The sequence below is a fragment of the Candidatus Bathyarchaeota archaeon genome, assembly GCA_026014805.1.
In the GTDB taxonomy this organism is placed as follows: Archaea; Thermoproteota; Bathyarchaeia; order Bathyarchaeales; family SOJC01; genus JAGLZW01.
Window position 1 is genome coordinate 68,629 of record JAOZHR010000026.1, and the last position, 15,834, is coordinate 84,462.

Consider the following 15,834-nt stretch of genomic DNA (forward strand, 5'->3'; position numbering starts at 1 on the left):
GCAAAAAATGTTTATCCGACGAAAAAAACCACATTTCAAATCCGACATAGACGATACAGCACCCGGTTGCACAAGGTTTAAATAAGGCGAAGTTTTTGAGTTTTTTGTCCTTTTGTGAGGGGATCTGGAAATTTGCAGCATTTAGGTCATGTGCTTCACGTAAGTGTAAGTCGGAATTTAATTCTAAAGGCAAAACTTCAGCCAAAAATCGGCGACAAAGTTGTAGATGAAAACCTAAGATATGTTGGTTCTGTTTTCGATGTTTTCGGTCCTGTTTCCTCACCTTACGTTTCAGTAAAACCTATAATAACAGAGCCGCAAAGCTTGATTAAAAGTACACTTTACACGATTCCCTCTACAGCAAGGAGAAAGGAGAAGAGAAAGTATGCAAGATAAAGGAAGCTCTACGATTACTTCTGCTTCCACTCAGCCAGTAAAAGTTCAAAAATGCCCAGAATGTGGAAGCGACCGCCTTATACGTGATTATGAGACTGCTGAAATTGTTTGCATGGATTGCGGTATTGTCATTGCTGCAAAGCTTCAGGATACGGGACCTGAATGGAGGGCATTTGACGATGAGCAACGGGCTAAAAGAATACGGGTAGGTGCGCCGTTAACATATACGATTCATGATAAAGGCTTATCCACTGTGATTGACTGGCACGACCGAGATGTTTATGGCAAGCGTCTTTCACCTGGCCAAAAGGCACAGGTTTATCGTCTTAGAAAATGGCAGCGGCGTATTCGAGTTTCAGATGCTACGGAACGGAATCTGGCTTATGCACTTTCAGAAATTAGCAACATTGCTAATGCCCTCAGCTTGCCCAAAAACATTCTCGAAACCGCTTCAGTAATTTATCGAAGGGCTGTAAAGGCACGTCTAATTCGCGGTCGGTCTATTCAAGGCGTAACTGCTGCTGCAATATATGTTGCCTGTAGGCAGTGTACTCTTCCAAGAACTTTGGAAGAAATTGCCCAAGCTTCACACATAAACAAGAAGGAGGTTGGCCGTAGCTACCGTTTCCTCGTCAAAGAACTTGATTACTTTATTCCACCACTTAAGCCAAGTCAATATATCGCGAAGTTTTCGAATCAGTTGACGATGCAGGGCAAAGTAGAAGAGATAGCTCATAAGATCTTGGCAACCGCAAAGGAGTTGAGATTGACTTCAGGAAGAGGCCCCACAGGTATCGCTGCAGCTGCAAGCTACATCGCATCTGTCTTAACAGGAGAAAGAAAGACTCAACGAGAAATCGCTGAAATTGCGCAAGTCACAGAAGTAACCATAAGAAACCGTTACAAAGAACTTGTTGAACGCCTCTCATTCGCAATAAGCATGTAGCCTTCACCCTTTCTTTTTTTAGATTCTTGCACAAGTTGCCACTATGACGAACCAAACCAGCCTTTATGATAACAAAGCATTTTAGCAAAATATTGCCTAATCATATTGGAGCTGCAAGTCTTGGCTAAATGTCCAAAGTGTGAAACTGAAGTCACCGTTCCTTTCAAGACATGGTCTATTTCGAGAAAGACTTCAAAACCTGGTGGCACCACCGAGATTGTTTTTGGAATGTTTGAATGCCCAGAATGTGGAAATAAATTCCGTACTGGCGGGAAAAGAGAAGAGAAAAAAGAGTTAAGCATAAAAGGAGTGGCGGAAAAGATTAAAGGAATCGAGGGAGAACTGGTGAATACGCTGAAAAACCTGAGAGAAAAACTAAAAACTTTAGAAACAGAACGAGCAAACCTCCTATTGGAAATTAACGGATTGAAAAAAATGGCTGAGGCTAAGGCTAGTGCCTTGGAAAGCGAAATCGGAATGCTAAGAGAAGAAGTGCAGTCGCTAAAACAGTTACTTGGCGTTGGCGAAATGGAATCTTGAATAACGATTGTCTACCTCAATAAGCGTTCGCTCAGCTTCGCCATGAAGAAAATTCGACAAATAGAAGCTTATTTTTTCTCTTTCATTCACCCTTATTATTAAAAATCTTTTTATGATTCCGTTCATCCTTCTTACTGACATGCAGATATTGCAGTTATCAACGGCCGCACCTAAAAGTAGGTATTCAACAGATGAACTCATGGAAGCCTTTCCATGCCAGATTCCGGATGGTATTAAAAGGAACATCATGAATTTAGGAGTCTCAAATAGACATTTAGTCAAATATGCTGATTCACCTTCAAAATCAGAGACTATTTTGAGCGAAACGGGCCTAGTCAACCTTTGCCTAGAGGCTTGTAAACACACTGTCGAAAATGCAGGCCTTTCTATTAGAGAAATAGATTACTTTATTGCAGCTTATGATGCGAACCCATTTTTGTGTCCAGGTCTCAGCCAGCTTCTGATTCGGAAACTTGGCTTTAACCCTTATGTTAACCATGTCAATGTTCAAGGAATGGGCTGTACAGCCTTCACGAAAGCACTTGAGCTCGCTCAAAACTATCTTGCGGCGCACCCAAGAGGTTTCGTTCTGCTTTGCATTTCTGGGGTAAATTCATATTGGTTTTATAATCAAGTACAAGGCATGAAAGACATTATGGAAATCAGCAAAATTAACTCGATAATGCACAAAGATAGAAGGCAGATGGAGCTGAGAAAATGGATTGCCGCCATGGAGTTTTTCCTCTTTGGAGACGGGGCAGCCAGCATCATAGTGTCAAATGAGGGAAGCGGCCTGTCCTTTGATAAAATTGTGGAAGTCACGAATTTTAAAAAGATGGATTATTTAGCTGGTTACACCAGACTGACAGCCTTAAACGAGCCATTCAATTTCGGCTTTTACTCACACCTAGACAGAGAAATTCCAGAACTCGGCGTCAAATACATTTCTCTGGTTCTTAGAAAACTGGTTGGAGAACATGTTGAAAAAATCATGAAAGCCACGAGAAAATTGGCAATCCACACCGGCAGCGAAAAGATACTTAACCTCATAGCTGAACACTTCGGGATTCAACCTGAAAAACTTGAAGAGTCCCATGAAGTGCTTAAGGAGTATGGAAATTTAGCCGGAGCAAGTTTGCCATTTATCCTTGAAAAAATAGTTTCTAGAAACAAACTTGCAAAAGGTGACGTTGTTTTAACGCTTGGTTATGGATGGGGCTTTTCAGCCTCTGCCTGTTCATTTGAGTTCAAGAAATAACATAGTCATAACTTTGATGTTAAAGTTACGTGTGCATAAATCATTTGGCCTCCATTAGGCTTCCATTTGGAACCATACAAAAACTGGAGAGGATCAGGAGTTGCACATACACAAGGTTGCACAAATATTCTAGAGCCTAAAATACAGATCTTAGTTTAAGGGTGATGCACACTAGAAATCTCCACTTTTAAATACAATAGAATAGTCTCTTCTTTCAGCCATGCAGAACCAACCCACAATACGCCCAGCCCAACAAAGTGACAAAGAAGTAGTCTTCAAATTCTGTGAACACACGTTCAACTTGGGCGACTACATCGCCAACGTCTGGGACAGATGGCTAAAGGAAAAACAGGCCAGACTACTCACAGCCACACTAAACAGCAAACCCGTAAGCATAATGCGTGTCTCACTGCAAAAACCTGGCGAAGCATGGCTGCGAGCGCGCGTGCCTACTCCTGCCAACAAGAGATCGCAAACGTCTACGCCTTCGCGTGTAACATACCTATAATCTCTGTCGCTCTCACTGAAACTGGCTTCAACAGCGAAGAACCCACAATTGAACTAATCTATGAAAAGAAACTAAACCGATAAAAAGCAAGCAGAAAGAGTTAGCCGCCGCCTACAGGCGGAACAATCGCTACCTCATCGCCTTCCCTCAACCGCGTCTCCAACCCCTCCGACAAGCTTACACTCTTCCCATTAACAAGCAACTGCAAATGCTCCCGCACCCTCCTTTTTTCATCATATAAGTAGTCTTTGAACTCTTTCCCATGCCGTCTCACCAGTTCTTCCAAGACATCCTTGACAGTAACGAATCCCACATCGAATTCCAAGGTCTCATCACCTTTTTGAGCCAATTCACGCAACATCGTAAACAATCGCACCGAAACCTTCAAAACAGATACGACCTTTAAAAGTCAATGTAGGAAATCTAAAAATAAACCTTCCTAGAGAAGTCAAAACTTAAGCATCGCTGAGAACGTTCGAATGTAACTTGGAAATTAACCAAATGCAAAACCTGTAAGATAATATTCTTAGCTTCTCCTTTCTCCCTCTTATTCTCTGCCATTTCTCAGTAAACGTCGACTCAATCTTAGGATTTTGGGCACTGCAACGACTTCGAACTTTCTCCCAACGCGTTAAATAATATTCTACTCGGTTTTCAGTGAGTAAAAGCTATTTTTGTCCAATAAGATTACTTCTTCACAGTGCTTTTTGAGAGCCTTTTTTCTTATACATTTTCCAGCTTAGCGCCATGGTTCTTGGATGTGAAGCTTTTACCTCGTCCAACCTCGTAACAGCAGTGTTTCTGGGCGCTCTCAAAACGATATCTGGGTTAACCTCTGCTTCTTCAGCAATCTTCCGCATAGCTTCAACGAAGCGGTCAAGCTCCTCTCTTTCAAAAGATTCCGTCGGTTCAATCATCAAAGCCTCTTCCACAATCAATGGAAAATAAGTGGTGGGCGCATGAATCCCATAGTCAAGGAGTCGTTTAGAAATGTCTATGACCCTTACACCTTCCCTTTTCTGAAGAGGTTTTGCGCTGAATACACATTCATGCTTCCTCGGCCTCTTTGCATCGTAGGGCAGCTCATAAGCACCGATTCCTTCCATCTTCTTAACTAGATAGTTTGCGTTTAACACCGAAACCTCTGCGGCTTCTTTCAATCCTTCTGCGCCTAAACTAAGTATGTAAGCGTATGCTCTGAGGAGAACCGCCACATTTCCATAGAAACTTCTGACTTTACCAATACTACTAGGCCTATCATAGTCCAAATGATAATTCTCACCATCAAAAACTATTCGTGGGACAGGAAGAAATTTTTCCAATTCTTCAGATACACCTACTGGCCCTGCACCAGGTCCTCCCCCACCATGCGGCGTGCCAAAGGTCTTATGGATGTTTATGTGAACTATGTCGAAGCCCATTGCGCCTGGCCTAACCTTGCCGAGAATTGCGTTGAGGTTTGCACCGTCGTAGTAAAGCAGCCCGCCAGCATCGTGAATTATGTCTGCTATTTCTTCGATATTTTCCTCAAAAATGCCCAACGTATTTGGGTTGGTTAGCATCAAACCAGCTGTTCGGTTTGAAACGGCTGTTTTTAAAGCTTCAATATCTATGCATCCACTTTTGTCGGAAGGCACAATTATTACGTTAAAGCCAGCCATTGTGGCGCTCGCAGGATTAGTCCCATGAGCAGAGTCGGGTATTATGAACTCACTACGGTTTGAAAGGTTCCCGTTAAGCTTGTGGAAAGCCCGCATTATGAGGGCACCTAAAAATTCACCATGCGCCCCTGCTGCAGGTTGAAGTGAGATTTCGTAGGTGCCTGTAATTTCAGCGAGCCACTTACCTAGATCGTAGAGAATTTCAAGCGTGCCTTGCACGTTCTTCTCATTTTGGTATGGATGGAGCTGAGTCAAAGATGGCAAGCTAGCTAAGAGATCGTTGATTTTTGGATTGTACTTCATCGTGCAACTTCCAAGAGGGTAAAGTCCCAAATCTACACAATAGTTCATTTGAGAAAGCCTAGTGAAGTGACGAACAACTTCAACCTCTGATAGTCCAGGCAGTTCTGGAGGCGATTGGCGACGTATTTTCTCAGGGAGCAAAGTCTGTACGTCGCCTAGCGTTTGCCTAATAGAATTCTCAATCTTAGGCACTATGTAGCCTCTACGACTATTGCGTCCAAGCTCAAAGATAACAGGTTCGTTCCAGCGTGCTTGCTTGAAATCTGTCATTAATTCTCACCTCTTCGCAGAACTTCTTCCAGAATATCGGCTAATTCATCAATGTCCTTTTTTGAATGCACCTCTGTGACACAGTAAAGTGCCGTTTCACCAAGTTCTGGAAACTCTTTTGAGATGTCCTTTCCGCCTTGAACATTACGTTTCAGTAATCTTTCATGTACGTTGCTAATACGCCATTTGGCGAAGTTCATAGTGAACTCTTGAAAATGGGGCGATTGGAAAACAGGTGTACTTATGCCTTCAATCTCTGACAAACGCTTTATAGCATAATGCGTCTTGAGCATAATAGTTTCGCCGAGTTCTTTCAAGCCGTTGGGTCCAAGTAGCGCCAAATAAACTGCAGATGCAGCAGCGCATAGAGATTCATTAGTGCAGATATTAGATGTAGCTTTTTGCCGTCGAATATGCTGTTCACGAGTTTGAAGCACCATGCAGAAACCTTTACTGCTTCCATCTCGAGTGGTCGTTATGCCAATAATTCGCCCAGGCATCTGCCGAATCATTGACATGTCGTCCCTACAGGCGAAAATTCCGAGCAGAGGACCGCCAAAATTCATAGGGTTTCCGAGAGGTTGCCCTTCGCCAATAACAATGTCTGCATCATAATTTCCAGGAGCTTTCAAAACCCCAAGTGAAATGGGGTCGACACCGACAATAAATAAGGCTCCTTGGTTATGAGCGATTTCTGCAACTTCCTCGCCTTTCGTTTCAACAAAGCCTAAGTAAGAAGGATTTTCAATGTAGATACCTGCAGTCTTGTCAGAAATTTTTGTCTCTAAATCTTCTAGGTTCAACTGTCCAGTTGTTCTTTCGTAACCTACTTTTTGAACATCCATCCCTATCGGTTCTATGTACGTCTCCAACGTGGCATAGCGTTCAGGGTGAATAACCTTGGGAACCAGAATTTCTCGACGACCAGTTATGCGCATGGCCATTCGCGCAGCTTCTCCTAGCGCTGAAGCCCAATCGTACAAGGAACTGTTAGCAACGTCCATGCCAGTAAGTTCGCATATCATACTTTGATATTCGAAGAGTAATTGAAGCATGCCTTGCGAAATCTCAGGTTGATAAGGTGTGTAAGAGGTAAGAAGTTCGGTTCGTTGAACAATATTATCAACCACAGCAGGTACGTAGTGTGGCCAGCACCCAGCACCTAAAAAAACAGGCATATCTTGGCAGGTTTTGTTCTTAGCCAATAGCGACTCTATGTGGCGTTTAACTTCATATTCAGATGTTGGGCTTGGCAGGTTCAACCTGTGTTTTAGCATAAATCGTTTTGGAACATCAGAGTACAGTTCGTCGATGTTTTCTATGCCAATTTCTTCCATCATTGCTTTTTTGATTTCCGGCTTCGAATTTGGAATATAAGGATGGGTATAGGGCTCAGCCAAGAGTTTTCACCAGCAAACGAGAAATAGGAATTCTCTTAACTATGTCTTTAAGTTTTTGAAAGCGTTTCTGCAACCATCTTTAATAGAGTCTCTGTGTTGCTCAAAACTTGCTTTTTGTTGAAGGCTGGTTGCCATCCAGATGCGTTCAGAATGTCAGAGATCACATGTGCCGAAGCTGTTTCTACGCCTCGATGCTTCGCAACGGCACAAAGGGCGGAAGTTTCCATGTTAATCGCTAAAACCTCAATTTTCCGAAACTTTGCTAGTTTACTTCTTGTTTCTCTATAGACACCAACTGTGGTCAAAACTGAAGTTATCCAATTAAACTGTTAAAAGCTTTTAAACTTCATTTCCTTCTCCTTAAGCAACTGAACATGGAGGCATCGATGATGAAAAGCTACAAAGAACTTCTAAAGCGTGCTCAATCTCAACTTCCACAGGAAAAAGACACTAGGGAACGCTTTGAAATTCCTAGAGTGCGTTCCTCTGTAATCGGTATGCGCACTTACATCCATAACTTCAAGGAAATCGCAGACACACTAAATCGCGACCCACGTCATTTGATGAAATTTTTGACAAATGAAATGGCTACAGCTGCCACCTTGGAAGAGACACGTGCCACTTTTCAGGGTAAGTTTCCCCATAATACACTTGAACGCTTAGTACGCATATACACTGAAAACTTCGTCATATGCCCTGTTTGCAAGCGTCCAGATACGAGAATCGTGAAAGAGAAGCGTCTCTTCTTTTTAGTGTGTGAGGCGTGTGGCGCAAAATCATCAGTAAAAGCAGTCTAAACTCATAGAAGCGAAAAAACATTGGACGTTTACATAAACCTGCAGAGACGGAGAGAATGTATCCTGCTGGCAATGTGCGATGCTAACATGTTAGGTAAAACTTTGAAACAAGGGAAAATAGTCTTCCATATCCGCGAAGAATTCTACAAGGGCGCCTTAGTCAGCCTAGAAGAGGCTGTAGACTTGATTCAGCAATCAACTATAGTTAACATGATTGGACGAAGAATCGTTAAAAAAGCTGTAGAAAAGGGGTTAGTGCATCCAGATGCTGTTCTAGAGATTGCAGGCGTTCCCCACGCTCAAATTGTGAAAGTATAGATAGAATATATTAAAGCAACACTTATTTAAGGAATGGAACAGAGCCTTTTTGAGGTCAGTTCAGATTTGACATGGCAAGAGATGCGATTCACCCAATTTATAAGAATCCTTGTCCAATAAGATGACAGAAAAAAGGGAATTTGGGATGTCTGAACGCAAAGCAATGAAACGCCTTGCCCGCAAGGAAGACCGTTACGAGCGGGAGCAACGGTTGCTGCGTAAAGACCTTTCATCTGAACGAATGGTTATGGAAGAAGTTTTCGACAAATCCACTCTTATGACGATATATGAGCTCTTAAACAAAGGGACAATAGACGAAATCCACGGCGTTGTAAAAGCTGGAAAAGAGGCAAGAATTTATTGGGGAAAAGATCGAGATGGGAAAGAGCTAGCTATCAAGATTTATTTAACAGTAGCAGCAGAGTTCAAAAAAGGCAAACTCCAATACATCGAAGGCGATCCCAGATTTAGGCATGTAAGACATGACACGCGATCCCTAGTTTTTGCGTGGGCAACGAAAGAATTCAAAAACTTGCACCTAGCTCTAAGAGCAAAAGTCAAAGTTCCTAGACCTATTGCAATAAGAAAAAACGTGTTAGTAATGCAATTCATAGGTAAAAATGGTTATCCCGCCCCAGAATTGAAAGAATTGCCTCCTAAAAATCCCGAATTCATTTACAATGAGCTCTTGGAATATGTCAGAAGACTCTACCAGAGAGTAGAACTGGTTCACAGCGACATAAGTGAATACAACGTAATGGTATGGAGAGGCAAACCGGTTCTTTTCGACATGGCACAGGCTGTCCTTCTTTCCCATCCCATGGCAACCACTTTTCTTAAACGTGACCTGCAAAATCTTAACCGATACTTCAAAAGGCTAGGAGTAAGAGTATTATCAGTTGATGAGACGTACAGGAAAGTCACAGAGAATGGCAATGCCTAGCACTTTTGTGAAAATCCCCAAAAGCCGTATAGGTGCTCTCATTGGCCCGAATGCGTCCACAAAAGAGCTTATTGAAAGAAGACTTGGGATACGGCTTGAAGTCAACAGTGAAAGTGGCGACGTAAGCATTAACCTTGCGCCCAAAACAGCCGATCCTTCAATGCTTTTCAGGGCAAAAGAAGTCATTTTGGCCATTGGCAGAGGTTTCTCTCCAGAGAAAGCTGGAAGGCTCTTGGATGACGATGAGGCTATGCTAATAATTATTGATTTGAGGGATTTTGTCGGAAAATCGGAGTCTGACATTAAGCGGTTGAGTGGGAGAATTATTGGTAGAGATGGAAAGACTAGGAGATTTATTGAGGAACTGACGGACGCCTATGTGTCAGTGTATGGCCATACAATTAGCATTATTGGCGCTATTGAAGAGGCTGAAATTGCTCGACAAGCTATAGAGATGTTTATTCGCGGACGTTTGCACAGGTCGGTGTATAGATTTTTGCACGCAAAGAGGAGAGAGTTGAAGAAAAAAAAGATGGAGCTGTGGAAAAGACCCTACAAGAAAATTTGAAGCGCAAAGCGTCCGCATGTATGCTTCTTTGGCCCCATCTAGGCGGTAAACAACCCAAAAACCTAAGCCACGCAGAAAATTGCTTCAACAGTTGTGAAAAGATATATTTTTGCACGTAACAACATATACCTACTAACAGTCAAAAGGCGGAGAAAGTGGGATGGTAAGTCAGGCGTTCGAAGAAATTAGTCCAGCCGACTTCTTTTATCGTAACCGCGACATAGCAGGTTTCACAAATCCATCCCGCGCTATATTCGCCTCCATAAGAGAACTGGTAGAAAACTCGTTAGATGCCGCAGAACTCGTAGGAGTCCCTCCAGACATATATGTTCGCTTAGCTTATGGTGAAGGTGGCCCAGAGTCAGGAGTGTACAAGCTGAGAGTTGAAGACAATGGATCAGGAATCACCTCACGCCACATCCCCTCAGCTTTTGGACAAGTGCTTTTTGGCTCAAAGTACAAACTGAAGCAGTCTAGGGGAACCTTCGGACTAGGTGGCACAATGGCTGTTCTCTACGGACAAATTACTACTCACAAGCCTGCCTACGTAGTCTCCAGCACAGGCTCCACGAAAGTTTATCAATATAGCATAATGATTGATATTCAAAGGAACAGGCCGATTATTCTGGAACGCAAAGTTTTGATAAATAAGGAACAATGGCATGGAACAATCGTAGAGTTTAACCTTGAAGGCGACTATTTCCGCGCTATGCCAAAGATCGTGGAATACTTGAAGCAAACTGCACTAGTAAATCCTTACGCCAACATAACCTTTGTCGACCCGAAGGGACGCTTGTACAAGTTCACACGTGTAACAACGAAGATGCCGCCTTCACCTAAAGAAACCTTACCTCACCCCTATGGCGTGGACGTGGAAACCGTTAAGCGCCTCATACAAGTGACGCCGCATCGAAACATGGTAGATTTTATGAGAACCCATTTTCATCGAGTCAGCGAAAGGATAGTACACAAATTTCTGGAGTTTGCTGCCATTCCAAAGACAAGAAATCCAAAGAAGTTGGGTCCTCAAGACATTGTGAGGCTTGTGCAAAGGATGAAGCGCTTTGAAGAGTTCCGACCGCCAAGTGCCAGTTGTCTGTCACCTCTTGGGGAAGAATTGTTAAGGGCTGGAATTTTGAAGGAATTGAAACCAGAATTTATAGCAGTTTGTCAACGTAAACCTTCCACTTATGCAGGTCATCCTTTCATTGTAGAAGCGGCAATAGCTTATGGCGGAGACATTCCAAAAAGAGGTGATTTTGTGCTCTACCGTTTTGCCAATCGTATTCCGCTTCTCTATGATGAAGCGAGTGATGTGTCGTTTCGTGTCGTTAAAAGTATGAATTGGCGTAGATACAAGGTCTCACAAGACATGCCTGTAGCTGTGCTAGTTCATATCTGCAGTACGAAAATTCCATACAAAACTGTGGGCAAAGAGTTTATTGCAGATAGACCTGAAGTGAAAAGGGAAATCCTGAACGGCATACGAGGAGCAGCTCGACATCTCCAACGATTTTTGTCAAAACGTGAACACGTGGAAAGGGAGAAGAGAAGATTAAGTGTGTTTTCAAAATATTTGCCAAAGATCGCCAAGTTTTCCACACAACTTGCCGGTAGAGAGAAAGAACCTGACATTAGAAAGCTGTTAGAGAGTGTGAATATCATTGGAGGAAAAGAAGCAGGAAAATAACATTTCAGCATTAGAGAAGAAGGAAGCAGCTGTATACTTAGAAAAGTTTGGTGAAACACTTTATCACCAAATGGAGCAAGGCGAGTTCCCGTGGATCAAGATGCCCAGCCGCTCCACAGAAAATATTTGCTACAGCCCAGAGCTTCGCCAGTACATCTTAGGAGAGAGAAAAGTCAAGCGAAGCACTCGTAACATCCGTCACATCCGCCCCTTCACACAGCTAGTTTGGACAGCTTTCTTTGCCCATCAACTCTCAACTCAACGCAAAACCTCAACCCTCCGAGACGTTTACTATTCAGCCCAAGCCTACAATATGTCCTTCAAGGACCAATCAGAGTCAGACAACGTGATCACAGATTTGGAAACAGTAATAGGTCTTCCCAGAGAAGACTTCAATGTCTTCCCAGAAGAACGTTCAGCCATCTTCGGCGACCTAACAATCGAATACACCGTGCCAGGCTATGAAGGAAGACAGATGAATCTGACATCGCATCCAGATGGACTAATGATAGGCCCAGCTTTGACATACAGCGAGTTCGTGAAAACCAGCGCAGACAAAGTAATTGCTATCGAGAAAGGCGGCCTATTCACAAGGTTTATCGAAGAAAACGTGCACAAAAAATACAATGCACTGATTGTTTTAACCGCAGGGCAAGCTCCTCGATCTACTCGCCATTTCATTCGCAGACTCAACAAGGAGTTGGAATTACCGGTCTGCATTTTGACGGATGCAGACCCATGGGGGATGCACATTGCCATGGTCATAATTTCTGGTTCAGCCAACGCTGCACATCTTCGAGGCTTAACAACACCTGACGCCAAATGGAGCGGTGTTTGGGCAACGGATATAATCGATTATAAGTTGCCAAGCGACCCTTTGACCGAAATCGACATGAAACGGCTTCACGAGTTGCACCGAGACCCACGCTACAAAGACGAGCTGTGGCAACGGGAAATAAAGACTTTCATGAAAATTCGGAAAAAGGCAGAGCAGGAAGCATTCAGTCGTTATGGCCTCACATACATTGTAGATGAGTATCTACCAGCTAAACTAGAGGCAATAAAATAAAAGAAGTACTTAAGAAGATTAAAATAAAACCTAGGCCATCATATGTAAACCTCAGTTACAAAGGTGTTTTGATTTGAGCAACAAAGGAGATCTAACAGGGTTCACAATTGCAGAGAAATTCTTTGCTCTAATAATAATTCTCATTGGATCAATAGTAATCTATATCACCACAATAAGTCCTAGTTTGATATACCCCATCTTGTTTACTGTGGGCGGTTTGGCTTTAATAGTTCTCGGATTTTTCATGATTCTTGCAAAAACCCAATAGTTATTGACTCACAATTCAACCGAATGCTTTCTTTCTGTAGAATGCTCAAAACTAAAGCAAAGCCGACAAAAGAAAACCACCACAATCTAGAAAGAGGCTGCAACCGTCTAATGTTTGTCGCAATCTCCCTCTCAAACATGTCAATAAGTCGAATCTTCGTATCCTTATTGTCCAGCGCATTCAGCAATCTCAACAGATTCGCATCTCCGCACACAGGATTCACGCTCCGGTTTAGAGATACACTGCCATCCAAAAGATGAAAATGCGGCATATTAGGCTTTACCACCGAATCTGTAGGCTTCAGCTTCCTTACAGCCTCATAAGCCTCCAAAAGACTTCGTCTAGTGAAATGTGCCGTGCCCAAGCAAGCCGATATAGTTATTGTGGTTCCAGTTGAGAATTTCTGCCAACCACAAACCAGGACTCTTACTACTCAATCCTCATAGTCCGCCTTTTCTTATCCCCAACAGCTTTCTGAATCTTCGGAATCGTCACCTCAAGCACGCCGTTTTTGTAGCTTGCAGTAGCCTTCTCGAGATCAACATTACTGGTCGCTAAATTCACAGTCTTGGAGAAGTTCTTAGCTCTCACTTCAACAGACCCGCTGACTAGATTAAGCTGAATATCACTTTTCTCAACTCCAGGTAACTCCATGTACATCTTGACCAGCTCCTTCTCCTCGAAAACATCTGTTAACGGCTCCCGATCTTCTTCCTTAGCATGCCTTGGAAGATGTATTGGCGCGCCGCTGAGTTGAAATTGTCCCCGGGCAACATACCCTTTTATGCCAGGCTTGTTAATTGGTTTAATGTCCCAATTGCCCTTAAGCTGTCTACTGCTAACAGCCTTTTCGAAATCCTGAATTTCCCTGAACATGCGCTCCATCAACCGATTATAGAAGCTGCTAATGTCCCGAAAAACTTCATCGTCTTCGTAATAGTCTACCATGACCTTTTTTCACCTCCCTTCAACACTTTCAAACATATCTCGCAAATGCCTTAGTACGAAGCTAACCATGATAAAACTGGCTTCTCCAAATTCGGAGCAACGATACCTTCCGTTATCGCTTTTTTTAAGAAGCCCGCTTTCACTAAGTTTCCGTGTGCTTTCCCACACTAATTTAGGGTTAAGATTTAGATCGCGAATGAACTCGGCAAACCCCATCGTCAGATCTTCATCTTCTATCAAAAGCTTCATCATCCTTAACCTGTTCTTATGTGACAATGCGTCGAAGAGTTTAGAAAATTGTTGAAGATCTCGCTCTACGAATCCCAATTCATTTCTTGAAAATTCTTTCGACCACTCTTCCCTTGAAAGTGGTACTTCAAAGATGACATTATCGTCCTTAACCAATATTAACCTCAGCTTCGTTAAAGCACTAGGCATTTGGGTGGAGGGTTCAGCTGAGACAGGCTGGACTTGATATTTGAATGGAAGACAGATTACTTCATCAAAGAATCTTTCGAGATCCTGTCTCTTTTTTGGACCGCAGTAACCGCATGCTACAGCAACTTTGCGTTTTGAGCTCCATCCGACGGCGTCGACTCGGTAACTTTTGAACCAAAATTCTTCATATATTTCATCATCTGCGAAGCCTTTTTCCTTTAAGATTTTTTTGGCCTCCTTTACCAAGTCCCTATGGGTTACCGTCATTTGCGCATTCCTCTATATATCTTGTTACCATTCGGTAATAAATGCTTACCAAAAGGTAATATTTAAGCATTGTGAAAAACAACACCTATAAGAAAACAAACAATATCATATGGAGGATGAACAACATGCCCCTTCACGAAGCCATGCTGTACGAGAAACTGCCCAAAAACAGAGTGCACTGTTACCTATGCGCACGCCACTGCAAAATAACCGAAGGCCAACCAGGATTCTGCCTAGTTCGAAAAAACGAGAAAGGCACACTATACTCTCTAAACTACGCCAAAGCCTGCTCTGCATGCGTCGACCCCATAACCAAAAAACCTCTTGCTCATTTTCATCCAGGCGCACTAGTCATGTCAATAGCCACAGTAGGCTGCAACTTCCGCTGTCGATTCTGTGATAACTGGATGATAAGTCAAGAAAAAGACACCACTGGACACCATTTTCCGCCAGAAGAAGTAGTAAAGGCTACTCGAGATAATGGCTGCCAAGGAGTAAGTTACACATACACCGAACCCACAATATTCTTCGAGTATGCATATGACACAGCGAAGATGGTCCATGGCGTGGGCTTCTTCAACACTTTTGTCACAAATGGTTACATGACACCAGAAGCAGTGAAAACTATTGCTCCTTACTTGGACGCAGCAACTGTAGATTTCAAAGGGGCGGCAGACCCAGAATTTTACAAGAAATTTTCATCAGTACCCTCTACAAAGCCCATTTTCGAATCTTTGATAGAAATGAAGAGAAACGACATCCACATCGAAATCACCAACTTAATCGTGCCTAAAATCGGAGATTCGATGGATAGAATCAAAGAGTTGGCAGTATGGGTGCATGATAATTTGGGCGTGGATACACCCCTTCATCTTTTGAGGTTTCATCCAAGCTACAAGATGACTGGGCAAGCTGTGACTCCGGTGGTGGTTCTGGAAGAGGCATACGCCATTGCTCGAAAAGAAGTTGGTCTGAACTACGTTTATATGGGAAATGTGGCGGGGCATCGTTTTGAAAACACTTACTGTCCCAATTGTAATGAGTTGCTGATAAAACGTTTTAGCTTCGAGATAGTGAAATGGAACCTAACTAAGGACATGCGTTGTCCAGCATGCGGGTACAGCATACCAATAAAAGGAGAGCTACATGCAACCAGAGTTGCCTACCCATATGCCTTGTTCTAAAAACTTTGGGACGAATATGTCGATTATAATAAGGAATTTTGAACTTAGGCATTCTGGAGAAC

Annotated in this window: 19 protein-coding genes; 13 read left to right on the top strand and 6 right to left on the bottom strand. The window is 42.9% G+C overall.

What is annotated here, in order from left to right:
• The first annotated feature begins 132 nt into the window (after window positions 1-132).
• From NWE91_07170 to NWE91_07190, 5 genes are all read left to right on the top strand, one after another.
• Window positions 133-396 (top strand): Gar1/Naf1 family protein, encoded by a 264-nt coding sequence (locus NWE91_07170; protein ID MCW3986168.1) that lies wholly within the window; start codon window positions 133-135, stop codon window positions 394-396.
• Window positions 386-1,342 (top strand): transcription initiation factor IIB, encoded by a 957-nt coding sequence (locus tag NWE91_07175; GenBank protein MCW3986169.1) that lies wholly within the window; start codon window positions 386-388, stop codon window positions 1,340-1,342. Before NWE91_07170 ends, NWE91_07175 begins: the two co-directional genes overlap by 11 nt.
• Before the next feature lie 120 nt (window positions 1,343-1,462).
• A complete protein-coding gene (locus tag NWE91_07180) occupies window positions 1,463-1,882 on the top strand; it encodes a hypothetical protein (GenBank protein MCW3986170.1) in 420 nt (139 codons plus the stop codon).
• A gap of 316 nt (window positions 1,883-2,198) precedes the next feature.
• Complete coding sequence (locus NWE91_07185; protein ID MCW3986171.1) at window positions 2,199-3,140, top strand: hypothetical protein; 942 nt, start codon at window positions 2,199-2,201, stop codon at window positions 3,138-3,140.
• 220 nt (window positions 3,141-3,360) lie between these two features.
• The gene (locus NWE91_07190) at window positions 3,361-3,648 is read left to right on the top strand and encodes a hypothetical protein (GenBank protein MCW3986172.1); all 288 of its coding nucleotides are present in this window, start codon (window positions 3,361-3,363) and stop codon (window positions 3,646-3,648) included.
• Between the two features lie 100 nt (window positions 3,649-3,748).
• Here the strand turns inward: NWE91_07190 and NWE91_07195 are convergent, their stop codons facing one another.
• The 4 genes from NWE91_07195 to NWE91_07210 all read right to left on the bottom strand — a co-directional run bounded on the left by NWE91_07195 (window position 3,749) and on the right by NWE91_07210 (window position 7,587).
• The gene (locus tag NWE91_07195; GenBank protein ID MCW3986173.1) at window positions 3,749-4,024 is read right to left on the bottom strand and encodes a MoaD family protein; all 276 of its coding nucleotides are present in this window, start codon (window positions 4,022-4,024) and stop codon (window positions 3,749-3,751) included.
• Between the two features lie 319 nt (window positions 4,025-4,343).
• Entirely contained in the window at window positions 4,344-5,882 is a 1,539-nt protein-coding gene (gene gcvPB, locus NWE91_07200) for an aminomethyl-transferring glycine dehydrogenase subunit GcvPB (GenBank protein ID MCW3986174.1), read from the bottom strand.
• Window positions 5,882-7,282 (bottom strand): aminomethyl-transferring glycine dehydrogenase subunit GcvPA, encoded by a 1,401-nt coding sequence (gcvPA, locus tag NWE91_07205; GenBank protein ID MCW3986175.1) that lies wholly within the window; start codon window positions 7,280-7,282, stop codon window positions 5,882-5,884. Before gcvPA ends, gcvPB begins: the two co-directional genes overlap by 1 nt.
• 47 nt (window positions 7,283-7,329) lie before the next feature.
• Window positions 7,330-7,587 carry a hypothetical protein gene (locus tag NWE91_07210; GenBank protein ID MCW3986176.1) on the bottom strand — a complete coding sequence of 86 codons (258 nt, stop codon included), beginning with the start codon at window positions 7,585-7,587 and terminating at the stop codon, window positions 7,330-7,332.
• Window positions 7,588-7,671: 84 nt separating this feature from the next.
• Here NWE91_07210 and NWE91_07215 point away from each other — a divergent pair, with 84 nt between their 5' ends.
• The 7 genes from NWE91_07215 to NWE91_07245 all read left to right on the top strand — a co-directional run bounded on the left by NWE91_07215 (window position 7,672) and on the right by NWE91_07245 (window position 12,935).
• Window positions 7,672-8,079, top strand: coding sequence for a translation initiation factor IF-2 subunit beta (locus NWE91_07215; GenBank protein ID MCW3986177.1), 408 nt, complete (start codon window positions 7,672-7,674; stop codon window positions 8,077-8,079).
• Window positions 8,080-8,100: 21 nt separating this feature from the next.
• Complete coding sequence (locus NWE91_07220; GenBank protein ID MCW3986178.1) at window positions 8,101-8,397, top strand: DUF424 family protein; 297 nt, start codon at window positions 8,101-8,103, stop codon at window positions 8,395-8,397.
• A 145-nt stretch (window positions 8,398-8,542) separates the two neighbouring features.
• Window positions 8,543-9,340: a serine protein kinase RIO gene (locus NWE91_07225; GenBank protein ID MCW3986179.1), complete on the top strand. Its 798-nt coding sequence runs from the start codon at window positions 8,543-8,545 to the stop codon at window positions 9,338-9,340.
• The gene (locus NWE91_07230; protein MCW3986180.1) at window positions 9,333-9,908 is read left to right on the top strand and encodes a KH domain-containing protein; all 576 of its coding nucleotides are present in this window, start codon (window positions 9,333-9,335) and stop codon (window positions 9,906-9,908) included. Before NWE91_07225 ends, NWE91_07230 begins: the two co-directional genes overlap by 8 nt.
• 160 nt (window positions 9,909-10,068) lie before the next feature.
• The gene (locus NWE91_07235; GenBank protein ID MCW3986181.1) at window positions 10,069-11,598 is read left to right on the top strand and encodes a DNA topoisomerase VI subunit B; all 1,530 of its coding nucleotides are present in this window, start codon (window positions 10,069-10,071) and stop codon (window positions 11,596-11,598) included.
• A complete protein-coding gene (locus NWE91_07240) occupies window positions 11,567-12,667 on the top strand; it encodes a DNA topoisomerase IV subunit A (protein ID MCW3986182.1) in 1,101 nt (366 codons plus the stop codon). Before NWE91_07235 ends, NWE91_07240 begins: the two co-directional genes overlap by 32 nt.
• Window positions 12,668-12,740: 73 nt before the next feature.
• Complete coding sequence (locus tag NWE91_07245; GenBank protein MCW3986183.1) at window positions 12,741-12,935, top strand: hypothetical protein; 195 nt, start codon at window positions 12,741-12,743, stop codon at window positions 12,933-12,935.
• Window positions 12,936-13,364: 429 nt separating this feature from the next.
• Here NWE91_07245 and NWE91_07250 read toward each other — a convergent pair whose 3' ends face one another.
• Together NWE91_07250 and NWE91_07255 are read right to left on the bottom strand one after the other, a co-directional pair.
• Window positions 13,365-13,883: an Hsp20/alpha crystallin family protein gene (locus tag NWE91_07250; protein ID MCW3986184.1), complete on the bottom strand. Its 519-nt coding sequence runs from the start codon at window positions 13,881-13,883 to the stop codon at window positions 13,365-13,367.
• 9 nt (window positions 13,884-13,892) lie between these two features.
• The gene (locus tag NWE91_07255) at window positions 13,893-14,588 is read right to left on the bottom strand and encodes a winged helix-turn-helix domain-containing protein (protein ID MCW3986185.1); all 696 of its coding nucleotides are present in this window, start codon (window positions 14,586-14,588) and stop codon (window positions 13,893-13,895) included.
• A 125-nt stretch (window positions 14,589-14,713) separates the two neighbouring features.
• Between NWE91_07255 and amrS the strand changes: the two genes are divergently transcribed.
• Window positions 14,714-15,772 carry an AmmeMemoRadiSam system radical SAM enzyme gene (gene amrS / locus NWE91_07260; protein ID MCW3986186.1) on the top strand — a complete coding sequence of 353 codons (1,059 nt, stop codon included), beginning with the start codon at window positions 14,714-14,716 and terminating at the stop codon, window positions 15,770-15,772.
• The last annotated feature ends 62 nt before the right edge of the window (window positions 15,773-15,834 follow it).